Source organism: Kiritimatiellia bacterium (genome assembly GCA_025054615.1).
GTDB lineage: Bacteria > Verrucomicrobiota > Kiritimatiellia > CAIVKH01 > CAIVKH01 > JANWZO01.
The window spans coordinates 66,933-92,062 of record JANWZO010000009.1 but is presented as its reverse complement, the minus strand read 5'-3'; the positions used below and the strand labels follow the sequence as shown (position 1 = coordinate 92,062).

Annotated in this window: 20 protein-coding genes; 7 read left to right on the top strand and 13 right to left on the bottom strand. The window is 61.0% G+C overall.

The window, feature by feature from the left end:
- Positions 1–5: 5 nt before the first annotated feature.
- On the bottom strand, positions 6–626 hold the full coding sequence (gene clpP / locus NZ740_05930) for an ATP-dependent Clp endopeptidase proteolytic subunit ClpP (protein MCS6771547.1): 621 nt from the start codon (positions 624–626) through the stop codon (positions 6–8).
- Positions 623–1,951: a trigger factor gene (tig, locus tag NZ740_05925; GenBank protein MCS6771546.1), complete on the bottom strand. Its 1,329-nt coding sequence runs from the start codon at positions 1,949–1,951 to the stop codon at positions 623–625. Before tig ends, clpP begins: the two co-directional genes overlap by 4 nt.
- Positions 1,952–2,714: 763 nt before the next feature.
- Here tig and hemL point away from each other — a divergent pair.
- Genes hemL through hemG form a run of 4 tightly spaced genes read left to right on the top strand, consistent with a single transcriptional unit; the run spans position 2,715 to position 7,298 of the window.
- Positions 2,715–4,019: a glutamate-1-semialdehyde 2,1-aminomutase gene (gene hemL / locus NZ740_05920; GenBank protein ID MCS6771545.1), complete on the top strand. Its 1,305-nt coding sequence runs from the start codon at positions 2,715–2,717 to the stop codon at positions 4,017–4,019.
- Entirely contained in the window at positions 4,016–4,768 is a 753-nt protein-coding gene (locus NZ740_05915) for a chlorite dismutase family protein (protein ID MCS6771544.1), read from the top strand. Before hemL ends, NZ740_05915 begins: the two co-directional genes overlap by 4 nt.
- Entirely contained in the window at positions 4,765–5,853 is a 1,089-nt protein-coding gene (gene hemE / locus NZ740_05910) for a uroporphyrinogen decarboxylase (protein ID MCS6771543.1), read from the top strand. The genes NZ740_05915 and hemE overlap by 4 nt, the downstream gene beginning before the upstream one ends.
- Positions 5,850–7,298, top strand: a complete 1,449-nt coding sequence (gene hemG / locus NZ740_05905; GenBank protein ID MCS6771542.1) for a protoporphyrinogen oxidase — start codon at positions 5,850–5,852, stop codon at positions 7,296–7,298. The genes hemE and hemG overlap by 4 nt, the downstream gene beginning before the upstream one ends.
- A 34-nt stretch (positions 7,299–7,332) precedes the next feature.
- Here hemG and sucD read toward each other — a convergent pair whose 3' ends face one another.
- Positions 7,333–8,205, bottom strand: a complete 873-nt coding sequence (gene sucD / locus NZ740_05900) for a succinate--CoA ligase subunit alpha (protein MCS6771541.1) — start codon at positions 8,203–8,205, stop codon at positions 7,333–7,335.
- Complete coding sequence (gene sucC / locus NZ740_05895) at positions 8,189–9,346, bottom strand: ADP-forming succinate--CoA ligase subunit beta (GenBank protein MCS6771540.1); 1,158 nt, start codon at positions 9,344–9,346, stop codon at positions 8,189–8,191. Before sucC ends, sucD begins: the two co-directional genes overlap by 17 nt.
- 14 nt (positions 9,347–9,360) lie before the next feature.
- Between sucC and NZ740_05890 the strand changes: the two genes are divergently transcribed.
- Both NZ740_05890 and NZ740_05885 read left to right on the top strand, forming a co-directional pair.
- Positions 9,361–10,182 carry a hypothetical protein gene (locus NZ740_05890; protein ID MCS6771539.1) on the top strand — a complete coding sequence of 274 codons (822 nt, stop codon included), beginning with the start codon at positions 9,361–9,363 and terminating at the stop codon, positions 10,180–10,182.
- Positions 10,183–10,217: 35 nt separating this feature from the next.
- A complete protein-coding gene (locus tag NZ740_05885; GenBank protein ID MCS6771538.1) occupies positions 10,218–12,158 on the top strand; it encodes a tetratricopeptide repeat protein in 1,941 nt (646 codons plus the stop codon).
- A 198-nt stretch (positions 12,159–12,356) separates the two neighbouring features.
- On the opposite strand, the gene NZ740_05880 is transcribed toward NZ740_05885, so the two are convergent.
- Together NZ740_05880 and NZ740_05875 are read right to left on the bottom strand one after the other, a co-directional pair.
- Complete coding sequence (locus tag NZ740_05880; GenBank protein MCS6771537.1) at positions 12,357–13,556, bottom strand: aspartate/tyrosine/aromatic aminotransferase; 1,200 nt, start codon at positions 13,554–13,556, stop codon at positions 12,357–12,359.
- A gap of 13 nt (positions 13,557–13,569) precedes the next feature.
- On the bottom strand, positions 13,570–14,733 hold the full coding sequence (locus tag NZ740_05875) for a nucleoside-diphosphate kinase (protein MCS6771536.1): 1,164 nt from the start codon (positions 14,731–14,733) through the stop codon (positions 13,570–13,572).
- A gap of 96 nt (positions 14,734–14,829) precedes the next feature.
- On the opposite strand from NZ740_05875, the gene NZ740_05870 reads away from it, so the two are divergent.
- Entirely contained in the window at positions 14,830–16,062 is a 1,233-nt protein-coding gene (locus tag NZ740_05870; protein ID MCS6771535.1) for an RsmB/NOP family class I SAM-dependent RNA methyltransferase, read from the top strand.
- 78 nt (positions 16,063–16,140) lie between these two features.
- Here the strand turns inward: NZ740_05870 and NZ740_05865 are convergent, their stop codons facing one another.
- The 7 genes from NZ740_05865 to NZ740_05835 form a co-directional block, all read right to left on the bottom strand.
- Positions 16,141–17,031 carry a PHP domain-containing protein gene (locus NZ740_05865; protein MCS6771534.1) on the bottom strand — a complete coding sequence of 297 codons (891 nt, stop codon included), beginning with the start codon at positions 17,029–17,031 and terminating at the stop codon, positions 16,141–16,143.
- 21 nt (positions 17,032–17,052) lie between these two features.
- Positions 17,053–19,041 (bottom strand): transketolase, encoded by a 1,989-nt coding sequence (tkt, locus tag NZ740_05860; GenBank protein ID MCS6771533.1) that lies wholly within the window; start codon positions 19,039–19,041, stop codon positions 17,053–17,055.
- Positions 19,042–19,126: 85 nt separating this feature from the next.
- Positions 19,127–19,936: a TIGR02757 family protein gene (locus NZ740_05855; protein ID MCS6771532.1), complete on the bottom strand. Its 810-nt coding sequence runs from the start codon at positions 19,934–19,936 to the stop codon at positions 19,127–19,129.
- Entirely contained in the window at positions 19,933–20,685 is a 753-nt protein-coding gene (locus tag NZ740_05850) for a hypothetical protein (GenBank protein ID MCS6771531.1), read from the bottom strand. The genes NZ740_05855 and NZ740_05850 overlap by 4 nt, the downstream gene beginning before the upstream one ends.
- 71 nt (positions 20,686–20,756) lie before the next feature.
- Complete coding sequence (locus NZ740_05845) at positions 20,757–22,661, bottom strand: lysophospholipid acyltransferase family protein (protein ID MCS6771530.1); 1,905 nt, start codon at positions 22,659–22,661, stop codon at positions 20,757–20,759.
- Positions 22,662–22,713: 52 nt separating this feature from the next.
- A complete protein-coding gene (locus NZ740_05840; protein ID MCS6771529.1) occupies positions 22,714–23,250 on the bottom strand; it encodes a peroxiredoxin in 537 nt (178 codons plus the stop codon).
- Positions 23,251–23,255: 5 nt separating this feature from the next.
- Positions 23,256–25,061: an FAD-dependent oxidoreductase gene (locus NZ740_05835; protein MCS6771528.1), complete on the bottom strand. Its 1,806-nt coding sequence runs from the start codon at positions 25,059–25,061 to the stop codon at positions 23,256–23,258.
- Between the last annotated feature and the right edge of the window lie 69 nt (positions 25,062–25,130).

Below are 25,130 nucleotides of genomic sequence, written 5' to 3'. Positions count from 1 at the left end.
AGACCTTATCGGGCCTTTCCAGGTTGTTTACGGCTTGCCATCACGTCATCGACGAGGCCGTACGCTCGGGCTTCTTCGGCCGACATGAAGAAATCACGATCGGTGTCTCGCGCGATATCCTCCACCGGCCGGCCCGTGTGAGCGGACAGGATCTCGTTCAGGCGGTCTCGCAAGCGAAGAATCTCCTTGGCCTGGATGCTGATGTCAGTCGCCTGACCCTGTGCGCCGCCCCAGGGTTGGTGGATCATGATGCGGGCATTTGGCAGCGCATGGCGCTTGCCGCGCGTCCCTGCGGCGAGAAGGACGGCCCCCATGCTGGCCGCTTGGCCCACACAATAGGTCACCACATCGCATTTGAGGTGCTGCATCGTGTCATAGATCGCCAGGCCAGCCGTAACCGATCCGCCGGGTGAATTGATGTAAAGGTTAATGTCCTTCTCGGCATCCTCGCCCTGAAGAAAGAGCATCTGGGCGATGACCAGGTTGGCGACGTCGTCATTGATGGCCGTGCCGAGAAAGATGATGCGCTCCTTGAGCAGCCGGGAATAGATGTCATACGCGCGCTCGCCGCGCCCGGTCTGCTCGATGACCATAGGGATGAGCACCTGCCCCTGTTCGGACGTCATGGCTTCTTCTCCTCAACCGGAGCTTCCGTGACAACTTCCGCCAGCTCGACCAGTCGATCAAGCGTTTTCCGAGCCAAAATGGCGTCCCGAAGATCCTCGAGCAACCCGCGTTCCTGAAGGTCGGTAAGCAGTCGGGATTCCGTTATGCCCCGACGGATTGCCATGGCGCGGATTCGGCTGCGCACCTCCTCCTCGCTGACGAACAGATTCTCCGCCTCTGCGATCCGCTTCAAAATATACCGAAGTTTGATTTTTTCCGCAGCCGACCGTGAGGCCCCCTGCAGAATGTCATCCTTGTGGGCTCGTATTTCGTCGTCGCTCACCCCGCGGATTCGATTTTCGTTGACGATCTCGTAGATCAGTTGTTCCGTCTCGCCCCGCACCTGGGACTCGGGCAGCTCAAAATCAACGCCCCGCAGGAGCTGCTCGGTAATTTGGTCCTCGATCCGGCGTCGCTCATTGGACTCAAAAATTTCCATCAGATCCCTGCGCACCCGCTCCCGAAGCTCCTCCAGAGACGCTGCGCCCGCGGCGCGTACGAATTCCTCATCCAACGGCGGAATCTTCCGCTTTCGAACCCCTTTGACCGTCACAAAGTACGCAGCCTTCCTGCCCGCGAGCGCGGTCTCGGGATAGTCCGGCGGAAAATCCACCTGGATCTCCCTCTTCGTTCCGGCCGTCGCGCCGCAGAGCGCCTGCGAAAAACCGGGTACGAATTCCCGCGCTGAATCGACGAGAAGCCAGAAATCGCGGCCCGAACCCAACCCCTTGGCCTCGGGGACAAGCTCCTCGATCGGACGGCCCTCAGAAACGCCATCGAAATCGATTAGCACCAAATCTCCGATTTCTGCCGGCTGATCGTTGGCCTCGACAAAGCGGGCTTGTTTTTCGCGGAGAAGTTTGAGGGTTTCATCGATCTGGGATTCTTGTACCGAAATCGGCCGGCGAACGACCCGCAACCGCTTGTAATCCGGCAACACGAAGTCAGGGGCGACATCCACAATGACCGAAAAGGAAAACGGCTCGGTTTCAAGCATCTCGCCGTCCCGAACGTCTAGCACCGCGACGGGAGCCAGTTTCTCCCGCGACAGGGCCGATTGGTAGGCGCGGGAAATCAGACGCTGTTTTACGTCATCCGAAATTTCCTTATGAAACCGGCGACGAACCAAATTTTGAGGCGCGTGGCCAGGCCGAAACCCGGGAATTCGGGCATGGCGAGCATATTCGCGGGTTGTTTTTTCAAACTCATCCCTCACTTCCTCTGAAGGGATTTGGATGAAAAGTTCCCGCCGGCACGGCCCAAGCGTTTCGACACGAACATTCATTTATCGCTCCGTGGTTGTAAAGAGTATGACCATAGATGGGGCAAGGGCTGGCGTCAACGGCGCCCATCACCGGTGTCATAATGCTGTGAAAATCTCCTCGTGGTCACGCGATAGGAATGACCCTCATGGCGGCCGCGGAACACCCCTGCCATGGGAGGAATTCAACGGAGTCTGAACGAGCGAATCAGGAATAACGCGGCCGCGATAAGGGAATGGACGCTCACGTGTTATCCCGAACGCAGCGCGCGGTTGGGACGGCAGCTTCGACTTCAGCGTCGTTTTCATGAGCGGCAGCCAGGCGCGGTGAGCCCGCAGAATTTCCGGCGCCAACGGCGCCGGCTACAGGAGATCCCTTCAGGTTTCAGCCAGAGGACTGAGATTATTACCGCTTATGCGGCCGCGGCATCGGAGAGATGGTTCAGAAGACCGTGTCCATGAATAGGTTTGAAACCGAGGAACACTCAAGCCATAGGGAAGAGCGATGAAGACGTCGGAAGAAGACGTGGGGTTACGAACGCGCCGCGGCGCACGACGGGAGGCGCGCGGGAATGCTGCTAGCTTCGCGCAGGGGCGAGCAGGTTACGGCGTCGAGTGCGCCTCCCCCGCCCATATCCCTGAATGGGTCATCTCACAATATTCAAAATTTTTGATACCCCTGCCGTGCGCGTCGCTCGTCTTTCGAACAGGCGGGCGACGATCTTGCCGGAACGAATCTGTTGCGCAGGTTGAATCGGTGTCGTAGCGTAGATTTCCGTTTTGTCTCATGGAAACAGAGACTGCCATCTCCGCGCTGGCCGAGCGGGCTCGCGCTGCGATGCCCGGCGGCGTGAACAGCCCCGTGCGAGCATTTCGGTCCGTTCGTCGGGAACCGCTCTTTGCGAAACGGGCCCACGGCGCGCTATTGGAGACGGAGGACGGCCGGTCCCTGATAGATTTTTGTCTATCTTTTGGCCCGCTGATTCTCGGCCACGCACCACCGCTCGTCGTTTCCGCGATCGCCGAGGCGGCCCAACGCGGGACCTCTTACGCGGTTACGACGGAAGCCGAGATTGAGATGGCCGAGTTGATCAAGTCCGCATTCCCCTCGATCGAACGCGTGCGCCTTGTCAGTTCAGGAACAGAGGCGTGCATGACCGCTGTACGCGTCGCCCGAGGATTCACGGGACGCACGAAAATTATGAAATTCAGCGGGTGCTACCACGGTCATGCTGATTGCCTTTTAGTAAAGGCCGGCAGCGGCGTCGCTGGGGTGGCCGCCGCCTCGTCGGCCGGTGTGCCGGATTCGTGCGCGGGCAACACGCTGGTCGCGCGTTACAACCACGTGGAAGACGTGCAGCGTCTGGCCGCAGACTTCGGGAACGACCTCGCTGCAATCATGGTCGAGCCGGTGGCCGCAAACGTCGGGTTGATCCTGCCGGAACCCGGGTTTCTCGAAATGCTACGGTCAATTTGCGACGAATGCGGCGCGCTGCTGGTCTTCGACGAAGTGATCAGCGGATTCCGATTTTGTTTCGGCGGCTGGCAATCCCTGTGCGGCGTCCGTCCGGACCTAACCTGCCTCGGAAAAATCATCGGTGGCGGCATGCCTGTCGGGGCGCTCGGCGGCCGCGCGGACGTGATGGAATGTCTTGCGCCGCTGGGAAACGTCTACCAGGCCGGCACGCTGAGCGGGAATCCCGTCTCCGTCGCAGCGGGGCTTGCGGTTTTGCGGCAGTTGCAGCGCCAGCCGCCGTATGCGGAACTCGAGGCCCGCACGCAGCGTCTCGTGGGCGCGATCCGGGATGCCGCGCGGCGTAATGGCGTCCAGGTCCAGGTACCCTGCCTTGGGAGCGTGTTTTCGATCTTTTTCGCAGACCGAACGCCTCGCGATTTCGACGACGTGCTGGCCACGAATCAGAACCTCTACGTAAGGCTTTTTCATCGTTTGATCGACGCTGGCGTCTATCTACCGCCATCGCCGTTTGAAGTCAGCTTCCTGTCCACCGCCCATACGGATGCGGTGGTCGACCGAGCAATCGCCGCCTTCCAAACTGCGTTGGCTGGCTTGGACTCTGAATCATCGCAATGAACGAACACGATCAGCTCCACGGGATTCCCGATCTCTCTGAGAAAGGCCGCGACGCCGCGGGCCGGCCCATTTCCCTTAATCGGCGCTTGTTCATGCAGCTTCTCGTCTTCGGGCATGCACGAGACGAACAGGCGCTTATGGCGGCGCTGGACGCGGCGCCCTTTCCTTCCACGCTTTACCGAGATGTGAACGATCCCTGGGGCATTGGCCTGCTGACCTGGAATGAATACCCCGAATTTTTTACCGGCGAGCTTCGGAGTTTTTTGCGCGCTCCGCCTTTTGGGGACCTCGAGTTGAAGCCGGAATTCACCATGTTCGGCAGAACCTATTCGGTGGGCTACGAAGCCGACCTCCCTCACGTACTCTTCAACCGACCTATTCAACGAGCCACGAATCCTCAAACCCCATGGCACATTTGGTATCCTTTGCGCCGGAAGGGCATCTTTGAAAAACTTCGCGCCCATGAGCAGCGCGAAATCCTTGCCGAGCACGGCGACCTGGGCGCCCGCTTCACGGCGGGGGACTATGGAAGCGACATACGCCTCGATTGCCGCGGGCTGGACAGAAACGATAATGATTTCGTCATCGGTTTGATTGGCAAGGCGCTGTTCCCGCTTTCCGCGATGGTGCAGGCGATGCGAAAAACGCGCCAGACGTCCGAATTTTTGGAGCGCCTTGGGCCTTTCTTCGTCGGCCACGCCATCTGGCGCAAACCCGGCGGATTCGTCGGAACCTCTGAATCGCCATGACCGTCGCCGACGTCTCATCGGACGGCGCATCCCCATTTTTGGCGGCCTGCCACTCGCGCCCGACCCCGTTCACGCCCATCTGGTTGATGCGGCAAGCTGGCCGTTATCTTCCGGAATATCGGGCCGTAAAGGAAAAGTGCGGCTCAATTCTCAACATGGTGAAAAAACCGGAGGTAGCGGCGGAGATCACGATGCAGCCCCTGCGGGCCTTTGACCTAGATGCCGCAATTATCTTCGCGGACATACTGACCCTCCTCGAGCCGATGGGAATACAACTCGAGTTTATCAAGGGCGAAGGCCCAGTGCTCCACAATCCGATCCGTAGCGCGGACGACGTGCGGAAGCTCCGACCGGCCGAACCTGCAGAGACGCTCTCGTTCACGATGGAGGCGATTCGTCTCGTGAAGCGAGAGTTAGCGGGGCGCCGACCACTTATCGGATTTAGCGGAGCCCCGTTCACTCTCGCCTGCTATGCGATTGAGGGGGGTAGCTCTCGCGATTTCATGCGAACCCGAACCTTTATGTACAACGAGCCGGAGGCTTGGTCGGACTTGATGGGGCGGCTGGCCAGCGATGTCGGCGATTACCTTGCGGCGCAGATCGAGGCGGGCGTGGATGCGGTCCAGATGTTCGACAGTTGGGCGGGCATTCTGAGCCCTGCCGATTACGAACGGTATGTCCTGCCCTACTCCCGCGTCGCGTTGGAGCGCGCTTTGCGGCGCCGACGTGTGCCTCGAATCCATTTCGGAACGGGTACGGGGGGATTTCTCCATCTCATGCAAGAGGCGGGTTGCGAGGTTGTTGGCATGGATTGGCGCGTCGACCTGGCGAGCGCTTGGGCGAGCCTTGGGCGGCCAGCCGCTGTGCAAGGGAATTTGGACCCTATCGTCCTCTTCGCTCCGCCAGAAGAAATCCGTCGACAGGCGGCGCGAATCCTGCTTAGCGTCCGCGGGCGGCCGGGCCACATCTTCAACCTCGGTCACGGCGTACTCGAGCACACGCCCGTCGATAACGTGCGACTCCTCGTGGATTTTGTCCACGAGTATTCGATGCACCTGAACGAGAGCGCTCCCCTCCAGCCGTGAAACGCCTGGCGATCATCGGCGGCGGCATCACCGGCCTCTCCGCCGCGTGGTATGCCTGTCGGGAATTCACGCGTCTCGGCATCAACGCCTCCTGCACGCTCTTCGAGGCATCGGATCGCCTCGGTGGGAAAATTGTGACGGAGCGTACCGGCGGATTCGTCATCGAGGGCGGCCCGGATTCATTCCTGGCTGAAAAACCGGCCGCGCTCGAGCTCTGCCGCGAACTGGGCCTGCAGGATGAGATTTTGCCGTCAAACGAACAGTATCGGCGCGTATACATCCTGCGGCGCGGCCGACTGGTCCCCTTTCCGGAGGGGTTTCGTCTTACGATCCCCACCCGTTGGATGCCTTTGTTGGCCACTCCGCTGTTGTCACCCTTCGGCAAACTCCGAATGGCCGCCGAGGTTTTCATTCCGCCCCGCAAGGATCCGGAAGACGAATCCCTTGCCTCGTTTATCCGTCGGCGCTTCGGAAACGAGTGCCTCGAACGAATTGCAGGACCGCTCCTCGGCGGAATATTCGTCAGCGATCCGGAGCGCCTCAGTATGCAGGCAACATTTCCGCGCCTCCTGGAAATGGAACGAACCTATGGAAGCCTCATCCGAGCCGCGCGTGCAGCCTCCGCTAAGCGTCCCCAAAACGGCCCTCTCGCCGACCGGGTGAACCGAGCGCATCGGGCCCTGTTTCACTCATTACGGAACGGCATCGCCGGGATCGTCGAGGCACTCGAGCGGCACATCGAAGCCGGAGTAATTCGCCGGACTCAGGTTCACAGGGTCATCCCCTCCGGGCGGAGCCTCCGCGTCGAAACGGAGGCGGGCGAGGCATTTCTCGCCGACGCAGCGATATTGGCGATTCCCGCGAATCGTGCAGCCGAGATTGTCCGGGAATCCGCCAACGGACTTGCCGAAAAACTTGAGCGGATCCGGTTTGTCAGCTCTGCCGTCGTCACACTGGCCTATCGCGCGGACGCGATACCGGCGGCGCGGCCTCTCGACGGCTTTGGCGTGCTTGTCCCGGACGCGGAGGGAAGAGCCATTCTCGCGATCACCTGGTCATCCACCAAATTTGCAAACCGTGCGCCGCCCGGAGCCGCCCTCATGCGTGTCTTCCTAGGCGGTCCTCGCCACGAGGGGTTGGCTTGGCAATCGGAGGAAGATCTGGTCCAGATTGCGAGGACAGAAGTCGCCTCCATTCTGGGCATCCGGGCTTCTCCTCTGTTTCACCGACTCCACCGCTGGATCGAAGCCAATCCTCAATACGATGTAGGACATTCGACCCTGGTGAAGGCGATCGAGTCCGAGGGACGGTCCCTTACCGGGTTATTTTTCGCGGGCAGCTCCTACCACGGCGTCGGGATTCCCGACTGCATTGAGTCCGCGAAACGCGCCGTATTAGGGGTTTTGCAATACTGGCGCGACCAAAGCGACGAGTCGAGCGGCTGAGGCTCTACGTAAATTAGCCGCCGAAGCCGCAGCATCAGGATTTCAGGGCCGCGGCCACCATCTCTGCCAATTCGTCGATCGTGTTGGCCACCGGCACACCGGCGTGGGAGAAGGCCTTCAGTTTGGATGCCGCCGTTCCGGCTCCACCGGATACAATCGCCCCCGCGTGGCCCATTCGTTTTCCTTCGGGTGCGGTGTGTCCCACGATAAATGCGAAAACCGGTTTGCGAATGTGGTGGCGGATAAATTCCGCGGTACGCTCCTCTTCGTCGCCCCCGATCTCGCCGATCAAAACGATCGCGTCGGTGCCGGGGTCTGCCTCGAATAGCGGCAGCAGGTCCATAGGCCCCGATCCCACGATGGGATCGCCGCCGATCCCAATGCATGTGGACTGCCCCACGCCGAGACGGGTCAGCGCATACACAATCTCATAGGTCAGCGTGCCACTCCTCGAAATGACGCCGACGCGCCCCGGCTTATGAATGTAGCCAGGCATAATACCGATTTTTGACTGTCCTGGTGTGATCACACCCGGACAGTTGGGTCCGATCAGCCGAATGCCGCGGCGCCGCACTTCATGATAAACGTCCATCATGTCGAGCGTCGGGATTCCCTCCGTGATCACGACAATCAGCGGAAGACCGGCATCCATCGCCTCAAAAATCGCAGAGGTCGCGAATTTCGCTGGAACGTAAATCACCGTCGCGTTGGCGCCGGTCGCCGCCACGGCTTCCTTCATGGTGTTGAACACCGGCAACCCGTGGACCTGTTCGCCGCCCTTGCCCGGCGTGACGCCCCCCACGACCTTCGTTCCGTATTCCAACATGCCTTTGGCGTGGAACGAGCCGTCGCGGCCGGTAATTCCCTGGACTAATACGCGCGTCGTTGAATCAATCAGAATGCTCATCGCTGTTCACCTCGGGTCCGCCCGCCGCCTCAATCACCTTCCGAACCGCCTCCGCAAACGTCGCCGCGGGAATAAGCGCGCTTTCGCGGAGCATCGCCAAGCCGGCCTCGGCATTTGTGCCGGTGAGCCGAACGACGACGGGAACCCGGATGGTCATCCGAGAGAATGCTTCCAGAATCCCTTTTGCGATGTCGTCGCAGCGAGTGATCCCGCCAAAGATATTGATCAAAACGGCTTTGATGCCTGGACGGCTCAGAATAATACGAAACGCGTTCACGACCTTGTCCGGGTTGGAGCTTCCACCCACGTCCAGAAAATTCGCCGGTCGACCGCCGAAGAGTTTGATCATATCCATTGTGGCCATCGCCAGCCCCGCCCCGTTGACCATACAGCCGATGTCGCCGTCGAGCTCGACATAGCTTAATCCGCAGGCCTTGGCGTCAACTTCATTCGGATTTTCCTCCCCGAGATCGCGCAGGGCCTCGATATCCGGGTGCCGAAATAATGCATTGTCATCGAAATTCACCTTTCCATCGACGGCGACCACGGTTCCGTCCGGCGTCAGTACCAACGGGTTGATTTCAACGAGCGACGCATCCAGCTCCACGAACATACGGAAGAGCTTCCGCATGATATCGAGGACGACCGCCTGGTGGGCCGGTCCGAACAGCCGCTCTGAAACAGGCAGTGCAGCCGCTTCTGGAAAATCCCGGCTGAAGGCGTGAAAGCGGAAGATCTTTTCCGGAGAGGTTTTGGCCAGCTCCTCAATTTCCATGCCGCCTTCCGCGCTGGCCATGAACAGAATGCCCCGTGCGCTGCGATCCAGGATCACCGCGAGATAGGCCTCTCGCGCAATCTCCACAGCATCGGCAATCAGCACTTTCCGGACTCGGCTCCCCTTGATATCCATCCCGAGGATGCCCCGGGCCTTTTCGGCTGCCTCCTCAGGTGTTTTCGCCAGCTTGACGCCCCCCGCCTTTCCACGACCGCCGGCATGGACCTGCGCTTTGACCACCACCGTGTGTCCATAGTTACGGGCGATCGCTGCTGCCTGCTCGGGGGTTTCCGCCACTTCACCGGCCTGGGTGGGAATCCCGTATCGGCGGAACAACTCCTTGGCTTGATACTCGTGGATTTTCATGCGAAGGGGAGGTTATGCAAGCGCGAGGGATGTGGCAAGGCGAAATCACGATCCGGCCCCTGGGTGCGCTGGTTCTCCTCCTGTTGCCAGCCCTCGCGCCGGCCGCATCGGATATTCCGCAGTTCTCGGCCATCGATCCCGGCCCGTGCATTCGCAGGGACGAAAAGCTGCGAGCAGCGTGGCTTAGAGCAAGACACTACATCCACCAGCGGTTCTACGCGGATGCCCTCCTGTTATTGACCAACTGCCTTGAGTCCTGCCCGCAGGACGCCTCAAGCCGACACCTGGCGGCCCTTTGCGCATGGGGTGTCGGACAACGGGACGTCGCAGCCCGCTGGCTGGTGATCGCTACCCGACTGGATCCCAACCAACCGGCTCCGGCGGCCGCACTCGCGGCGCTCTATGCCCGAGATGAGAAGGACGCGGTCGCGATCGGCTGGTTGCGACGGGCCGTCACGGGACTGGAGGCGCCGCTACGCGCTTGGTGGCTGACCCGCCCTTCATTGGACCCCCTCTGGCAGAGGGCTTCTCCGGCGTGGCTGGCGTTTCTCGACGAAATCGGGGTTCCGACAGACCAGGCCTCCGCGCGCGCAGCAGCACGGGAACCGACTGTCAATGATGGTCCGCTGGCCGATGATTCCCTCACGCCAAGAAGGCTGTCACTCCGTCCCTTCAACTATGTCCCCGACGATTCGAAGTCGTCAATAGAAAGCTGGAGCGGCGAATGGGAAACTGTGAGTGGCGCTGATTTCCATCCCGATCCGCTCTTGGACGACGGCGATAAGCCGTCCCCAACGCGTGCAGACGAAGTTGAATCGGCGAGGGAACAGCCTTGACGCAAACGCCAGCCGATGGAAACTCCCTCCGCCTCATGAACACGCCCTCCGAATCGAAGTGGACTCCCTCTCTCTGGTTGCTCGCCGTCCTCGCGTTGGCGTTCTTCGGCATCCGGACTATTTCACACGGTGACTTCTGGATCCATTTGGCCACTGGTCGGCACCTGGCCGAGAAGGGGTGGCTGTTGTCCGACCCCTTCTCCTTCGCAACCGACCCCTCGTTGGGATGGGTAAACCCGTCATGGATGTACGACTGGCTGCTATATCGTATTTGGCAGCTCGGCGGTGCAGTTGCGGTGTCCCTGCTTTTCATCGCCTGCGTCATCAGCGCGTTCGCGCTCGTTCGAACGTCCATCCCGCCTCAGGCGGTCAACGCCCATGCGGCGCTCGCGCTGCTGCTGGTCTCCTGGCTGGTGGCCCCCAATTTTCAGATCGCGCCATGGGGGCCGGCGCTGCTTTTTTTCTCGGTGTTCGTTGCCTCACTACACCGTGGAATCGGCCGCGCGGACTGGGTTGCATTGCCCGCGCTGCAGGTATTGTGGACGAATATGCACCCCTCGTTTGCGCTCGGGCCCCTGACGGCGCTGTTGTTCGCATTAGACCGAAATAGGCCTGGCCGCCGGCTGTACGTTCTGATGTCGATCGCCTGTGCCGCGACGACGTTCGTCAATCCATACGGATGGCGGCTACATCAACTGGCCTATCGGCTGCTTTTCGACGCAAACATGGGTGCGCTGTTGGACTGGATTTCTCCGTTCCAAGCCGATTTCGCGATGTTCGCCCTCCGGACCCCGCTCCTTGTCTCGCTGGTCGCCATAATGGCAGGTTTCATCGTCATTCGCGGTTCGCTTCCTTGGGTGCCGACGACGTTGGGATGCCTCGGCGCATTGCTCTGCGTACTCAGCCCTCGATATTGGGCCTTCGGCGCGCTTTTCATCTTCCCGTTCTGCGCCGTGTCACTGGAAGCGCTTGGCCATGTTGTACAGCGGCGCATTCAGTGGAATGGCATAGTGCCCGTGGCTCGATGGCTCATCGGGGGCCTTGCGGTCGCGATGATGGCCATGAGCTGTAGCGGTTATTATCTAAACCGGATCGGAAGCGCATCCAGCTTCGGGCTCGGCGTGACGGAGGATGCTTTCCCCACGCGCGCGTGTGAGTCGATCCTCGCTCGCCCTGACTTCCCGGCTCGCGCCATCAATTTCGCGCACGACGGCGGCTACCTCGCATGGGCGCTGCCGAATCGCAAGATTTTCTGTGACACCCGCGTTCCCGTGTTCGGTACCGCGTTTTATCATAAGCTGGCGCGCGGACTCTACAATGAGCCCGAGATTCTAACGAATCTCATCCAGCGCTTCGATCCCGGGGCCTTCATTTTGAGCGGTCTTTGGCCTGGTTCCGGCTACGCGGCCAAACGCCTGATCGAGAGCGGTCAATGGATCCCGGCTTACTTCGACGGCACCACGATCATCTTCCTCCGCAACTCCCCTGAGAACAGCCGGCTCCTCGGCGACTCTGGCCTGCAGGCGAAGGGTTTGGAAATCGTCGAAAACGCGAGGCGCGCCTACAAATTGGAGTTGGAATCGCCGATGCCCGTCCGCAACCATCCCCGGCTGATCGCCGCCGGCTATATCTATGGCGGGCTCGCAAGGACTAAGGAATTGCGCGCCGTGACCGCATTGACCACCCGCGGGTCGCCCACCCATGCCCCGAGCTGGGGCGCCTTCGGCATCGCCTCCGCGCAACTCGGAAATTACGCGGAAGCCGCCGTTGCGCTCAAGCGAGCCATCCGCTTGAAGCGCCAGGACGCGCTGTACGCGCTGTGGCTCGCGCTCTCGTATGAAAAGCTGGGCAAAACTGCCGAGGCGGCCGAGATGCGCGATCGCGCACGGCGCATCAATCCACGGCTGGTCGAATCCTTCGATAAGGAATTCGATCCTCGCTGGAAGTCCTCGGAGCCCAAGCCGCCCTCCGAGTGACCGGCTTGCCGAATCCGTAACGAGGATTCTCCCTTCGTAAAAACTGTGCGGCTGGAACGACGCCGGCACGTCGGGGAGCTTATTGTGCCAGTGACGGGAGATGTCCGATGGCCTGAGCGTGAATCGAAGGAGGGATGATGATAAGCTCCTAATAAAGATGGCTCACCTTTTCACGCCGAGGACTCGGCAGGCCGGAAATCAACTAGCGGCCAGGGCTTCTTGGATCGAGGTGCAGAGATAATCGAGGTTCGCCGGCGTAATACCGGCGACGTTAATCCTGCCGCCGGCAACGATGTAGATACTTTTTTTCTCGCGCAAATAGGCGACATGCGCGTCAGACAACCCCGAAAACGAGAACATTCCCTTTTGGCGCGCGATGAAGCTGAAATCTCCGGGCACACCGTGTGCGGCGAGCGCCTCAACGAAGGCGCGTCGGGTCCGCGCGATGTGCTCCCGCATCCCGGCAAGCTCGGATTCCCACTTTTGCCGCCTTGCGGGATCTTTCAATATTGTCGAGACGATCAGCCCGCCGTGTGCCGGCGGGTTCGAATAGTTCGTGCGGATCGCGATTTCCACATGGCTGAATGCGGCAGCGGCGGCATCCGCATTCTCGGCGACCAGCGTCAAGGCCCCGACCCGGTCCTGATACAAACCGAAATTTTTGGAAAACGAGCTTGCCACAAGAAGCTCTTGACACGCGGCGGCGAGCGCGATCAGCCCGGCGCGGTCTTCCGCCAGCCCTTCGCCAAACCCCTGATACGCAAAATCCAGGAAGGGGAGCCAACCGCGGCGCGCGGCCAACGTTGCCACTTCGGCCCACTGCGCAGGCGAGAGGTCGACGCCCGTCGGATTGTGGCAGCACGCGTGAAGCACCACCACATCGCCCGGCGGCACGGCGTCGAGCGAGGCAAGGAATCGATCGTAATCCAGCCATTTCGACGCCGCGTCGTAATAGGGGTATTCGCGAACGGCGAAGCCCGCCGCCTGGAAAATCCCTTTGTGGTTGGCCCACGTGGGACTGCTTACCCAGACCGTGGACCCCGGCGAAAATTTTTTCAGGAAATCGGCTCCCACCCGCAGGGCGGCAGTGCCCCCCGGCGTGTGGGCGGTTTGGGCGCGGCGTGATGCGAGAACCGGATGGCCCGGACCGAACAGAAGTTCCTGAACGGCATTTCGATATTCCGGGTCGCCCGCAATGGGCATGTAGGATTTGGTTTTTTGCGTGGCCAAAATATGCGCCTCGGCCTCCTTGACCGATTCCAACACGGGCGTCTGGCCGCGAGCGTCTTTGAACACCCCTGCACCGAGGTTCACCTTGCACGGGTTAGGATCATTTTTCCACGCCTCGGTAAGACCGAGGATCGGATCAGGCGGAGCGGGCGAGATTTGGGCAAACATGTCGATTCCTCGTTCAGCCGTAATATTTTTCCGCGTACCAGCGGATCCAATCCTCTTCCGGCTTGACGATCCGGATCTCGCGGGCAGCGTTTTCCGGCGAATCGGAGGCGTGGGCGGCATTGATCATGATGTCCCGCCCGAATTCTTTCCGGACGGAGCCGGGCTCGGCCTTGCTGGGGTCCGTGGGCCCGAGGATCTTTCGGATTTTCTCCACCGCGTTTTCGCCGGAATACACCAGCACGAGGCTCTTGTGGCGTCCGGGCTGGCTCTTTTGTTCGGAAGTCAGACCCACCGGATTGACCCCCGTCATGAATTCGATGATCTGGTTGAACTGGATATCGCCGTATATGGGGCCCAATTGCTCTCCAATCATCTGCCGGACTGTTTCCGGAATGGGAAACCCCATCTCGCGCTCGAGTGCGTCGCCTCCGCGCTGCGCGACGAGCGCCTTCATTTTCTGGCGAAGAACGGGCTGCACCGGGGCGTAAAATTCCTCCGCCTGCGCGACCGACATGCGGTTCACCTTCGCGGCAATAATTCGCAGACCCGACCTCGAAAAAATATCAATGATGCTGCCAGGCCGCACGCTCGGGAAGGTGAAGTTGTCAGGCTTAATCATGACGAGTGTCTGTTGGACGTTGCCGCCCTTGCTCACGTCATGAGCATGCGCCACAATCCCCCCGTCCGACTCCGCATAGGACGCCCACAGCAGCAGCGCCTCCGCAACTGTCTCACGGGACCGGGCGGTCATCACGGCCGGCTCGAGGTAAATCACGCGGCCACTTTCGTCGACAATGAAGTCGCCGTATGTGTCGCGCACGGTCTCACCAGAGTAGGCATGGGGACGCAAGGAACCCACTGCATCCCGCACCTTGGCAATCGCATCCTCCCCTTCAAAGAGTAGCATCATCACGCGACGACGCCGGTCGGTGCCGGGCTCCGGCATATACGCCCGAAGCACGTAATCCGCCAGCAGATCCCGTTCCTGGGGCGAGACATCGGGGGCCCGGCGCACCAGATCGGCATAGCGGCGAACCAGCTCTTCACTGGGACCAAACATGCGCGCAGCCACCAATTCCAAGCCGGTCCGTGTCATGATGCGCCCAATGACGCCGCCCGTCCGGGATTTCGCGATCGTGTAAGGGTTGATCAGACAAAAGGCGAGTTCGAGCGACATGAATCCTCCATCAAATGAGCGCGTACCCTAAGCCGGTCGCAAGGCGCGATCAAGCGCGGACTTGGCAGTCCGGCTTCCCGAGGCAAGCATGAGTCCATGAGCGAAAAAATCCGCAGGCGCCAGCTTGAGGCCTGTATGCAGGCTCGCGATCACGTCGCGCGATCCCTATTGTGCGGCCAGCCGGCGGATGCCGCTCTGGCCGAATGGTTGCGCGGCAGACCCTCCGCCGGAGCCCGCGACCGCCGCCTGATCCGAAGCGCCATTTTCGCCGAAATCCGCTGGCACGGCTGGGTCCGCTGCATCGATGACCCTCCTGCGCGGCTCGCCATTGCGCTCGCGCTCGACGGCCTGCCGGAACTGGCGCAACAGATCAATCCGGACCTTGCTCCGATGCCGCCCCCGTCTGCCGATTTGTCCGATCTTTCCCATTGGCTGACAGCACTGATGCCGGGTCGTGCGTTCCCGCCCGAGGACCTTGTCCCCTCGTGGATCTGGGAGGAAATCCCAGAGGATGGCAGACCCCATTTCCGAATTCGCTTCCTCGAAAGCTTGCAGCGCCGCCCTCCGCTCTGGCTCCGGGCGCGGTTCGGGCGGCTTCGCGAGGCACTCGAAGCGCTTCGGAAAGCGGGCGTTGAGGCGTGCGAGCATCCGAGAGTTGCGAATGCCATCCGGGTCGACGGCGCATGTTCGCGCGCCATCCTGGCGCCGCTCCTGCATCAATACGTGGAAATCCAGGATTTTGCATCCCAGCAAATCGGCCTTTTCTGCGCGCCGGCTTCAGGAGAGCGCTGGTGGGACATGTGCGCGGGAGGCGGCGGCAAAGCGCTCCATTTGCTGGACCTGACGCAGGACCATGCCTTCGTTTACTGCACCGATCTGAGGTCGGAACCGTTGCGAGATTTGGCCCGGCGCGCGCGCGCCGCAGGGTTTCGAAACTGGCAGGCTCGCCAGGCTGACGCAACCTCGCCCATTTCCGGCTTCAAAGATCGTTTCCAAGGTATCCTGATTGACGCTCCCTGTTCCGGCACTGGCACCTGGAGCCGAAATCCCGACGGGCGTTTTCGCGTCAAACGAGAAGACCTGCCAAGATACACGAGGATCCAAAACTCTCTGCTTCAGGCCGCAACCGAACACCTCGCACAGAGCGGCCGCATCATCTATTCGGTCTGTTCTCTGACGCGGACTGAAACGGAAGACGTGACGGAAAGATTCTGCCGAGAATCCGGGTTTCACGTTCTGCGGACACTCCGCATCGACCCAGCGGACGGACCCGGTATCGGGATGTGGGCTGCGGAGCTCAGAAGGCGAAGCTCCGGCCGCGCCAGTTGATCGGAACGGCGGGGTTCGGCCTTCTTTGGGAAGAGTGGATTCGCGAGGGCCGTCGAACGTCCTCACGCGGCGAGATTATCACGGCGACGGAGTTTGTCGTTCCGGGTCTGGGCCAGAGGGCTTTGCGAGTCTGCACCCGAGCTGAACTGACTGGATTGCGGCAAGAAGGGGCTCCCAGACCTCAATGGGCACATGAACGTGTTCCGGCCGCCGGCCTGGCGCGTCCTCAGCCGGCGCTTCGCCGTGGTAGTCGCTGCCCCCGGTCACCAACAGCCCGATTTCGGCCGCAAGTGATCTGTACGCGCGCACGGTCTCCGGGCTATGCTCCGGATAGTACACTTCGATGCCAGTCAAACCCGCCTTATGGAGTTCGCGGAGAAGTTCCGCGAGATCTCGGCGATTCATTTTGAGCGCATAGGGGTGGGCGATCACCGCCACGCCGCCACTCTCCCGAATCAGTCGGATCGTGGAGACGGGGTCGAGGCGACGCCTCTCGGCGAAAGCCGGCCTGCCCCTCCCCAGAAAACGGTCGAACGCCTCCCGCTTCGAATGAACGATTCCCTTTCGGACTAGGACACCCGCGATGTGGGGGCGCCCAACCACTTCGCCGCCGGCCGCCGCGGCCACCTCCTCTTCGGTGATGCGAAAGCCCAGCCGATTCAATTTGTGGATGATTTCACGGTTTCGTTCCGAGCGCCCTTCGCGAATCCAGCCGAGAGCCTCGCGAAGTGCGGGGCTGGTCGGATCAATGCCGTAACCCAGCACATGCACCGAACCGCCGTCTAACTGCGCGCTGACCTCAACCCCGGAAACCGCCGGAATGCCTGCCGCTCGCGCGGCGTTCAAAAATCGCTCGACCCCCGATACCGTGTCATGATCCGTCAGCGCCATCCCGCGAAGGCCGAGGGCCGATCCGCGAGCGACCAGCTCCTCCGGCGTTTTGGAGCCGTCGGAGAAGGTCGAATGCATGTGCAGGTCGATCACACAACTTCACAGGATGGATTTTGCCACCTCAGCAACGCGCGCCGCGGTGAATCCGAACTGTTTGGCCAATTCGCCCGCCGGCGCCGAAGCGCCGAAGCGGTCGAGACCGACCACCTTCCCACTGTCCCCGACATACTTCGACCACCCCAGGGAGATGCCCGCCTCCACCGCAACTCGCCGGAGACAGGCGCGGGGCAAAACCGCCTCCCGATACTCAGGGGGCTGTTTCTCGAAGAGTTCCCATGATGGCATGCTTACAACGCGCACCCGTAGCCCCCTTTCGGACGCCAGCGCGCGTCCGGCGTCGAACGCCAGCGCCACCTCGGACCCGCTCGCCATCAGGATAAGATCCGGCACGCCAGGGGCTGACTCCCAGAGCACATAAGCTCCCTTCAACACGCCAGACGCTGGCGCGCAAACGGTTCGATCAAGCACCGGCACATTCTGCCGGGAAAGCGCGAGCAGCGTAGGTCCGTGCCGGTTGTGGAGCGCCGCAAGCCACGCATACGACGTTTCATTGGCATCCGCTGGCCGAATCAACGTGAGGTTCGGAATACCGCGAAGGGACATTAGGTGTTCGACGGGCTGATGCGTCGGCCCGTCCTCGCCGAGGAAGATGCTGTCGTGCGTGAACACATAAATCGCGGGAATCTCCGTGAGCGCCGCCAGCCGGATGGAGGGCCTGCAGTAGTCCGAAAAGACCAGGAACGTCGCCCCGAAGCAGATGAACCCGCGATGCAGACACATGCCGTTCACCGCAGCCGCCATCCCGTGCTCGCGGACACCGAAGTGGAGATTTCGGCCCGCATACGAATGGCGGCCGACGGATGGCGCCCCCTTGATCAGCGTCACCGTGCTGGGCGCCAAATCGGCAGAACCGCCGACGAAGTGAGGGATCTCTTTCGCCAGCGCCTGAATGACCTGGCCGGAGGCCGAACGGGTCGCCATCGGCTTCGCAGTTGGGAAGACCGGCAATTTTTGCTCGAGATCGGGAGGCACCTCTCCGCGGATAGCCGCATCCCATTCGGCGGCCAGGTCCGGGTAAGCGGCGCGATAGGCGTCCAAGGCCGCGAGCCAGCGGCTGCGGGCGGCCTCGCCCTCTTCGCGGCGGGTGGCAAATGCGGCTCGGGCCTCGTCCGAAATATAAAATTCCTGGTCCTCCGGAAGCCCGAGATTCCGTTTGGTCGCCTTCACCTCCTCCACGCCCAGAGGAGCGCCGTGCGCCTCGTGGTGGCCCGCCATATTCGGGCTGCCTTTTGCGATGGTGGTGTGACCGATGATCAGGGTTGGCCGCTCGCGCTCGGACCGGGCTGAATGGAGCGCCTGCTCGATGGCCGCATGGTCGTGTCCGTCGATTTCGAGCACATTCCAGCGATACCCCTCGAAACGCTTGCGAACGTCATCGCTATACGCCAGATCGGTCTCGCCCTCGATCGTGATGCGGTTGCTGTCGTAGAAAACGATCAGCTTGTGAAGCCCGAGATGGCCCGCGAGCGAGAAGGCCTCATGCGAAACGCCCTCCATCAGATCGCCGTCGCCGGCGAGGACATAAGTGTAATGGTCGACGATTCGGTGGCCGGGCCGATTGAACTTGGCCGCCAGCATCGCCTCCGCAAGCGCCATTCCCACGGCATTGCCGCACCCCTGGCCAAGCGGGCCTGTTGTTGTTTCGACGCCCGGTGTCAGATGCGCCTCCGGGTGCCCCGGGGTCCGGCTGCCCCACTGCCGAAAACGCTTCAATTCGTCTAGGGGCATATCGTAGCCCGCCAGATGCAGCAGACTGTACAGCAACATGGAGCCATGGCCTGCCGATTGCACGAACCGGTCGCGGTCCGGCCACTGCGGATCGGACGGTGAATATTTCAAAAATTTTAGGAAGAGGACCGCGGCGAAATCGGCCGTACCCATCGGCATGCCAGGATGTCCTGAATTGGCTTTTTGGACGCCGTCCATGGCGAGACCACGAATGATGTCGGCGACATGCTTGGTGTTCATAAGCGCCTCCGAATTCGTTTGCGCTCTAACAAAGGGCGGATGGCGTGTCAATCGCCCGGCCCCCGGCATCGGCCTGTCAGGCGCGCTATCGGTGAACAACGTCGAGGAGGTAGCGACGAATCTCCGGCAGCGACCATCGCTGGTGGATCGGCAGCCGCGTCAGCGCGAAATCATAGCGCACCGGGTCGTCCGGGCGGATGAGGCGGAAGCGTCGCGTGACCTCCCGAGCCGCCTTCAGGTCGGCAGCCTTTCTTCGGGTGAAGCGGAGGGCCCGCGCGATGCGAAGCATGTGAACATCCAGGGGAACCAGTAGCCGGCTCGGATCATCCGGCCATCCGCCTGGATCCACCGCATCGCAACGAACCAGCCACCGCAGCAACAGGTGGAGCCGTTTGCAGGCGGACCCTCGGTCCGGCTGGGGCACCAGCGGGTTGTCCCTTCGCAGGCCGCATTCACACAACATTAAGACCCAGCGCTGCAGCGTGTCATGCGCGTCGGCATCCTCAGCTCGGCGCGCGCGGATCCATGCCGCGCCCAATGATCCGTAGCGCTCCGAAGCGGAGCGGGCGGCGATAAGGAGATTCGCGAGGTGGCGGCCGTTCGCCCAACGGTGACGCCAGCCGCCGAGCGCTTGGACGAGCTCGGCCTCAGAAATGTCGCGCAGCGCTTGCGCCGGTTGCTGACCGAATACGGCAAGGGCCAGACGGATGCTTGCGGAAATTTGCTTCACGTTTCCGAACGCGCAGACCGCGGCGACCAGCGCGGCCACCTCTCGGTCGGCGGGATTCGCATAGGGACGAACGCATCCCAGCGGGTCATCGCCAATCAACAGCGGGCGGTTGAACTCCGCATAAAGTGCTTCAAGTCGAGCCGCAAGTCCCTCGAGGCTTCTCAATGGATTCCGTGGACTCGCAGGCGGTGTCGAAGGAAATCCGGCCGGTTGGTCATCAGGGCGGGCAAACCCGCCCGCGCGAGTTTCAGCGCCACATGTTCATCATCCACGACCCACACTATTAGGCCGAGTCCGGCCGCTAGAATTTCCGAGATAAATCGCTCGTCGACCGCGTCACACATGCCGGCACTCACGCCATCGAGGCCGTGTCGCCGCGCAAGATCGATTACATGCTCCGCCGTCCATGGGTCCGGAGCGCCGACCTCGCCCCGCGGTTCCACATTGAGATAGACAGAATATCTGGGGAACGCCTGTTTCACGAGCGCCATTAGGTAAGGGCTGAACCCGAGAAATCCGATGGCTTGCGGCGGAAGACGATGGACCTCCATTTCGTCGCGCAACGGCGGAAGGATTTCCGCCCCGCACTTGATTTCGATCCAGAGCTGCCGGCCGCCGGGAATCATTTTGAGCACGTCGCGTAGCAAAGGTATCGGCGTGGAACGGAATCGCGGGCTTTTCCAAGCGCCCACGTCCAGGGTTTTGAGTGCGTCCCAACGGACCCGTGCGACCTCCAGCGACTCCCTCGACGTGCGAGCCGTAGTTTCATCATGCATCAAAACGATTTTTCCATCGGCAGTGAGGCGAACATCAATTTCGACCGCATCCGCTCTCTCCCGCCAGGCGAGGAGGATGGAGGGGATGGTGTTTTCTGGGGCCTCCCAGGAGGCGCCCCGATGGGCGACAATTTTCATGGCGCGATGGAAGCGTAGCGGACGGACGACGCACCGTCCACAGGAACGGAATTGCCAGCCGACGGGGCGGTCTACGCAGGAAGCTGTCCTGCGGTCCGTGCGTGATTGGCGGATGGCGGGGCGGGGGGCGCAGGCGCCGCATCCGGAATTTGGAGGCGAATGCCATGGAAAGCCAGAAACCGTTCGGCCTTTTCCCGGCCCATGTATTTGACCAACAGGCTTCGGTCGGTCTCCGTGAGATCCACGAGGATCAGGCCGTCGAGGCAATTCCCAAAAGATGGGTCGATATTAAAGCCCAACAAACGCCCTCCCAGTCGGAGATACTGACGCAAAAGAATCGGCATCCCTTTGAGATCCGTCTCGAGATCAGCAATGAGCGAATCGATCTCTTCCAGGTCGTTCACCACGGCCTGGTGCCTGCGCAGTTGCCACGCATGGAAGGGGTTGGTCAGTGGCGGCTTCCGCGCGCGGACAAGCTTCGCAAGGTCGGGCTCAAAGTTGTTTATCTTTAGGAAGGAAATCAACAGTTGGCGCGAGATGGATTGGTAGTCGTTGTTGATGCTCACCGGCCCGAAAAGAATTTTGTACTTGGGGTGGTCGGCGATGAACAGGGCGATGCCCTTCCAGAGCAGCATCAAGGGGGAGAAATTTTTCTGGTACTCGGGGCGGACAAACGACCGGCCCATCTCCAGCGCGGGCCCCAGGCGCTCCAACAATCGACGCCGGTACCGAAACAGCGTGCTTGTGTAAAGGCCGCGGATGCCCAATCGGCTGACGATTTCGTCGGTTTTGCCGAGCCGATACGCGCCGACGATTTCGGATCGAGACCTGTTCCAGACAAACACATGAAGGTAGTAATCGTCGAACCGGTCCAGATCGAGCGCCTGGCCGGTGCCCTCCCCCACTCCGCGGAACGTCAATTCGCGCAACCGGCCGATCTCGCGCAATATGTTGGGAAGTCTCGCCGCCTCCGCGTAATAAACGGCGAAATCGCCGCTTTCCACGAGGCGATTTGCGTCTGGCAGATGCTCAATTTCCGCCTTCAGAAGCTCGGGCGCGACCGGCGGCGCAATCTCCATCTTCTCAGGCTTGAACATTCGAATCGGAAAAATTGCCCGACGAAAGATCGGTTTTTTTTCCTCCCGGCGGCGCCGAAGATGGTATGTGCGCATCCGAAGATAGTCCATCAGCTCGCGGTCATCGGTCAGCGGAGCCAGACGCTTCCAAGGAATCAGCGTGCCGATCCGCACCTCAATTGATTTGTTGCTCTTGTTGATGAGTTCGCGGGGCAGCATCCCGGTTCGCAGACGGGGGTGCACGAGGCCCAGTATTTGGAATACCAGGCTATTCGAGCCGCGGAAGAAGACGGGGAGGGCCGGCGATTCGGTGAGACGGATCAGCCGCGCGATCGTCGGACTCCATTCGGGGTCGCAGATCCCGCCGCGACGCAGGTCAATGTGCGACACCTCGCCCGCCGGGAATACCCCGAGGACACCGCCCGATTTGAGCCAGCGGATCGACTCCTTCAGCGGCTTCATATTGATTTGGGCCGATTCCTTGCGGTCAAAAGGATCGACGAAAATCATTGAGTCGTGGAGATCCGGTATAGCCTTCAGCAGAAAATTCGCCATCAATTTGACATCCGGCCGAACCGAGCGAAGAAGGGCACCGAGGATGATTCCTTCGATTCCACCAAACGGATGATTGGCCACCACGACCAACGGGCCCGAACGGGGAATCTTATCAAGGTCAGATTCCGAGACCTTCGTCTCGATATTCATGACGTCAAGGACGCGATCCAGAAAGTGCCGATCATCGTCCAGCGTGGCGACCGTGTAGTACAACTGGTTGATCCGATCGATGGCCAGTGCCCGTTCCACGGCGCCGCCAATCACGGAGAACACCTTTTGTTGAAGGGGATTTTTGAAGTAATCCCCCAAATTGATCAGCTTCCTGATTTGTTCCGATCCGCTCATCGGACGATTCGATGGGGATCAGTATGCCAGAATCCGATTCGCAAAGAATCTTTTATTGAGCGGGAGTCGAAGCCTGAAACGTCTGTTGGGCCAACCGCAAGGCGTCCAGGACCTGGCGGTCGTGAGAACCGGTCTGCACATCTTCAATCACCCGCGCGACCCTCCCGTCGGGCGAGATAATGAACGTCACGCGACGCGCGAACTTTCCAAACAGCCCACTGACGCCGTAGGCTCTTGCGACCTGGCCGTCCGGGTCGGCCAGCAAATCAAAAGGCAGGCGGTGCTCAGCTTTGAATCGCTGCTGGGTTTCCAAACTGTCCGTGCTGACCCCCAGAATTTTCGCACCCTGTTCGGCGATTGCCGCATACCCATCCCGAAGCGAACAACTTTGTGCCGTGCACCCCGGCGTGAACGATTTCGGGTAGAAAAACAGGACAAGCCACGATCCGGAGAAATCGCCGAGGGACAGAGGTCCTCCCGCCGTGGAGGCCGCGCGAAAAGGAGGCGCCGGAGCGCCCTCCTCGACCGCAAAGGCCGAGACGGCGGTCCACACAACTGCCAGAAAAACTGTCAAAACTCGCCGAATCATGATGGCTACCCCCTCACCGAAGTTACGCACAGCGACACTTTTTGAAGATCGATGCATTCAACCGGACACACATCCTTGCAGGCCCCGCACCGAATGCACTGCGACTGGTCGATGTATAGCAAGTTGTAATCCTTGCTCCCCGTAGATGGGATATATCCCGTAATTCGACCCTGCTCGTCGTAAATCATCTGGCTGACCTTGACAATGCATCCTTCGACGGGCTTCACCTTCAGGCACCGGTCGCAGTAAATGCAAAGTTCATTATCTATTTCGTACTTGTAGTGGCACAAATAACAGCGTTTCGCCTCGCGTTTCGCAGTTTCCGCATCGAAACCGGTTTCGACTTCGTCGTCGATCCCCCGCCGGTCCGGAGGCAGGCAGGGCATCGGATTCCGCGGCCAAAAATCCATCTCACGGGTCCTGCCCGTCTCTTCGGCATCCTCGATCCGCACCTCCTCGCGGAATCGGTCCCGGCCCATCAGGAATCGATCCATCGCGCGGGCGACGTTGCGACCGTCTGCGATCGCATCGATCAGAGACCGCGCGCCGGCTGAAAAATCGCCCGCCGCAAAAACCCCGGAACCCAGATCAACCCATCCCCGCCCCTTCGCCGCCTCCAGCGCCGCAATCCAGGGCTCCGGCACCCAGCTTCGGTCTGCACGCTGCCCCGTTGCCGTGAGAATAAGATCGGCCGCCACGTCGAATTCGCTGCCCGGAATCGGCTCGAAAGTTCTTCGACCCTCCGGTCCCGGGGGACCCGGACGTGTGCGGACAAAACGAACGCCCACTGCGCGACCATTTTCTTCCAGCACCGCCACGGGAGCGCATTGCGCGGAAAATTCGATCCCCTCCCGCGCCATTTCCTCAACTTCGCCGGGCGTGATATACATCTCATCGACAGTCCGCCGGTAATACATTCCGACCGACTCGGCTCCGAGCCTCTTCGCCATGCGCGCGCAATCGACAGCGGTGAATCCGCCGCCGATGACCACCACGCGACGGCCGATGTCGGACCGCCGGCCCGCATTCGCGGCCCTGAGGAAAACCAGCCCGTGCTCGACGCCAGGAAGGTTGATGCCGGGTATTTCGGGCAGCACGGGCGACATCGTCCCCACGGCAAGAAGGACCACATCGTATGAGTTCCTCAGCTCGTCGAACGAAATGTCGCGCCCCACCTCGACTCCGCAGCGGATGGAGACGCCCTGCAGCGCGATCTGGCGGATCTCTCTATGCACAATCTCCCGCGGCAACCGAAAGGCGGGAATTCCCTGCACCATCATGCCACCCGGCTCGGCATCTCTTTCGAATACAGTGACCTCATGACCCCACAGCGCCATCTCCCGGGCAGCAGCCAAACCGGCTGCACCGGCGCCGACGATGGCGACCCGCCTACCCGAGGGAGGAAAAACAGGTTCGAGAAGAATCGGGTCGCGACGGGCAAGAAAATCCGATGCCGACCGCTTGGAAAAGCAAATGGCCACTGGCTCGCCCAAGCCCTTCCACCCGTGGCGGCATGCCGGCTCGCAGGGCCGTGTGCACACCCGCCCCAGAACGGCGGGAAAGACGTTGTCACGCAAATTGATACGGTACGCCAGCTCAAAATCTCCCTTTGCAATCGCGTCCAGATAGGCGGGGATGTCCGTCTTCGCCGGACAGGCTGCCTGGCAGGGTATGTTCTTCTCAAGCCAGTCGAAGTCTTTCGGAGCGATACCGCATCCTCGGGCGACGCTCAGGGCCGCGTGAGGCGGCCGAGGTGGCGCCGGCCTCGACGCGGTCTTGAGATATCGCGATGCAGAAGAATGGCGAGACATGGCGTCCAAGATTGAAATATGCAGAACGATGACATACGAATAAATCGGTTTTTCTGTAAATCAACGGCA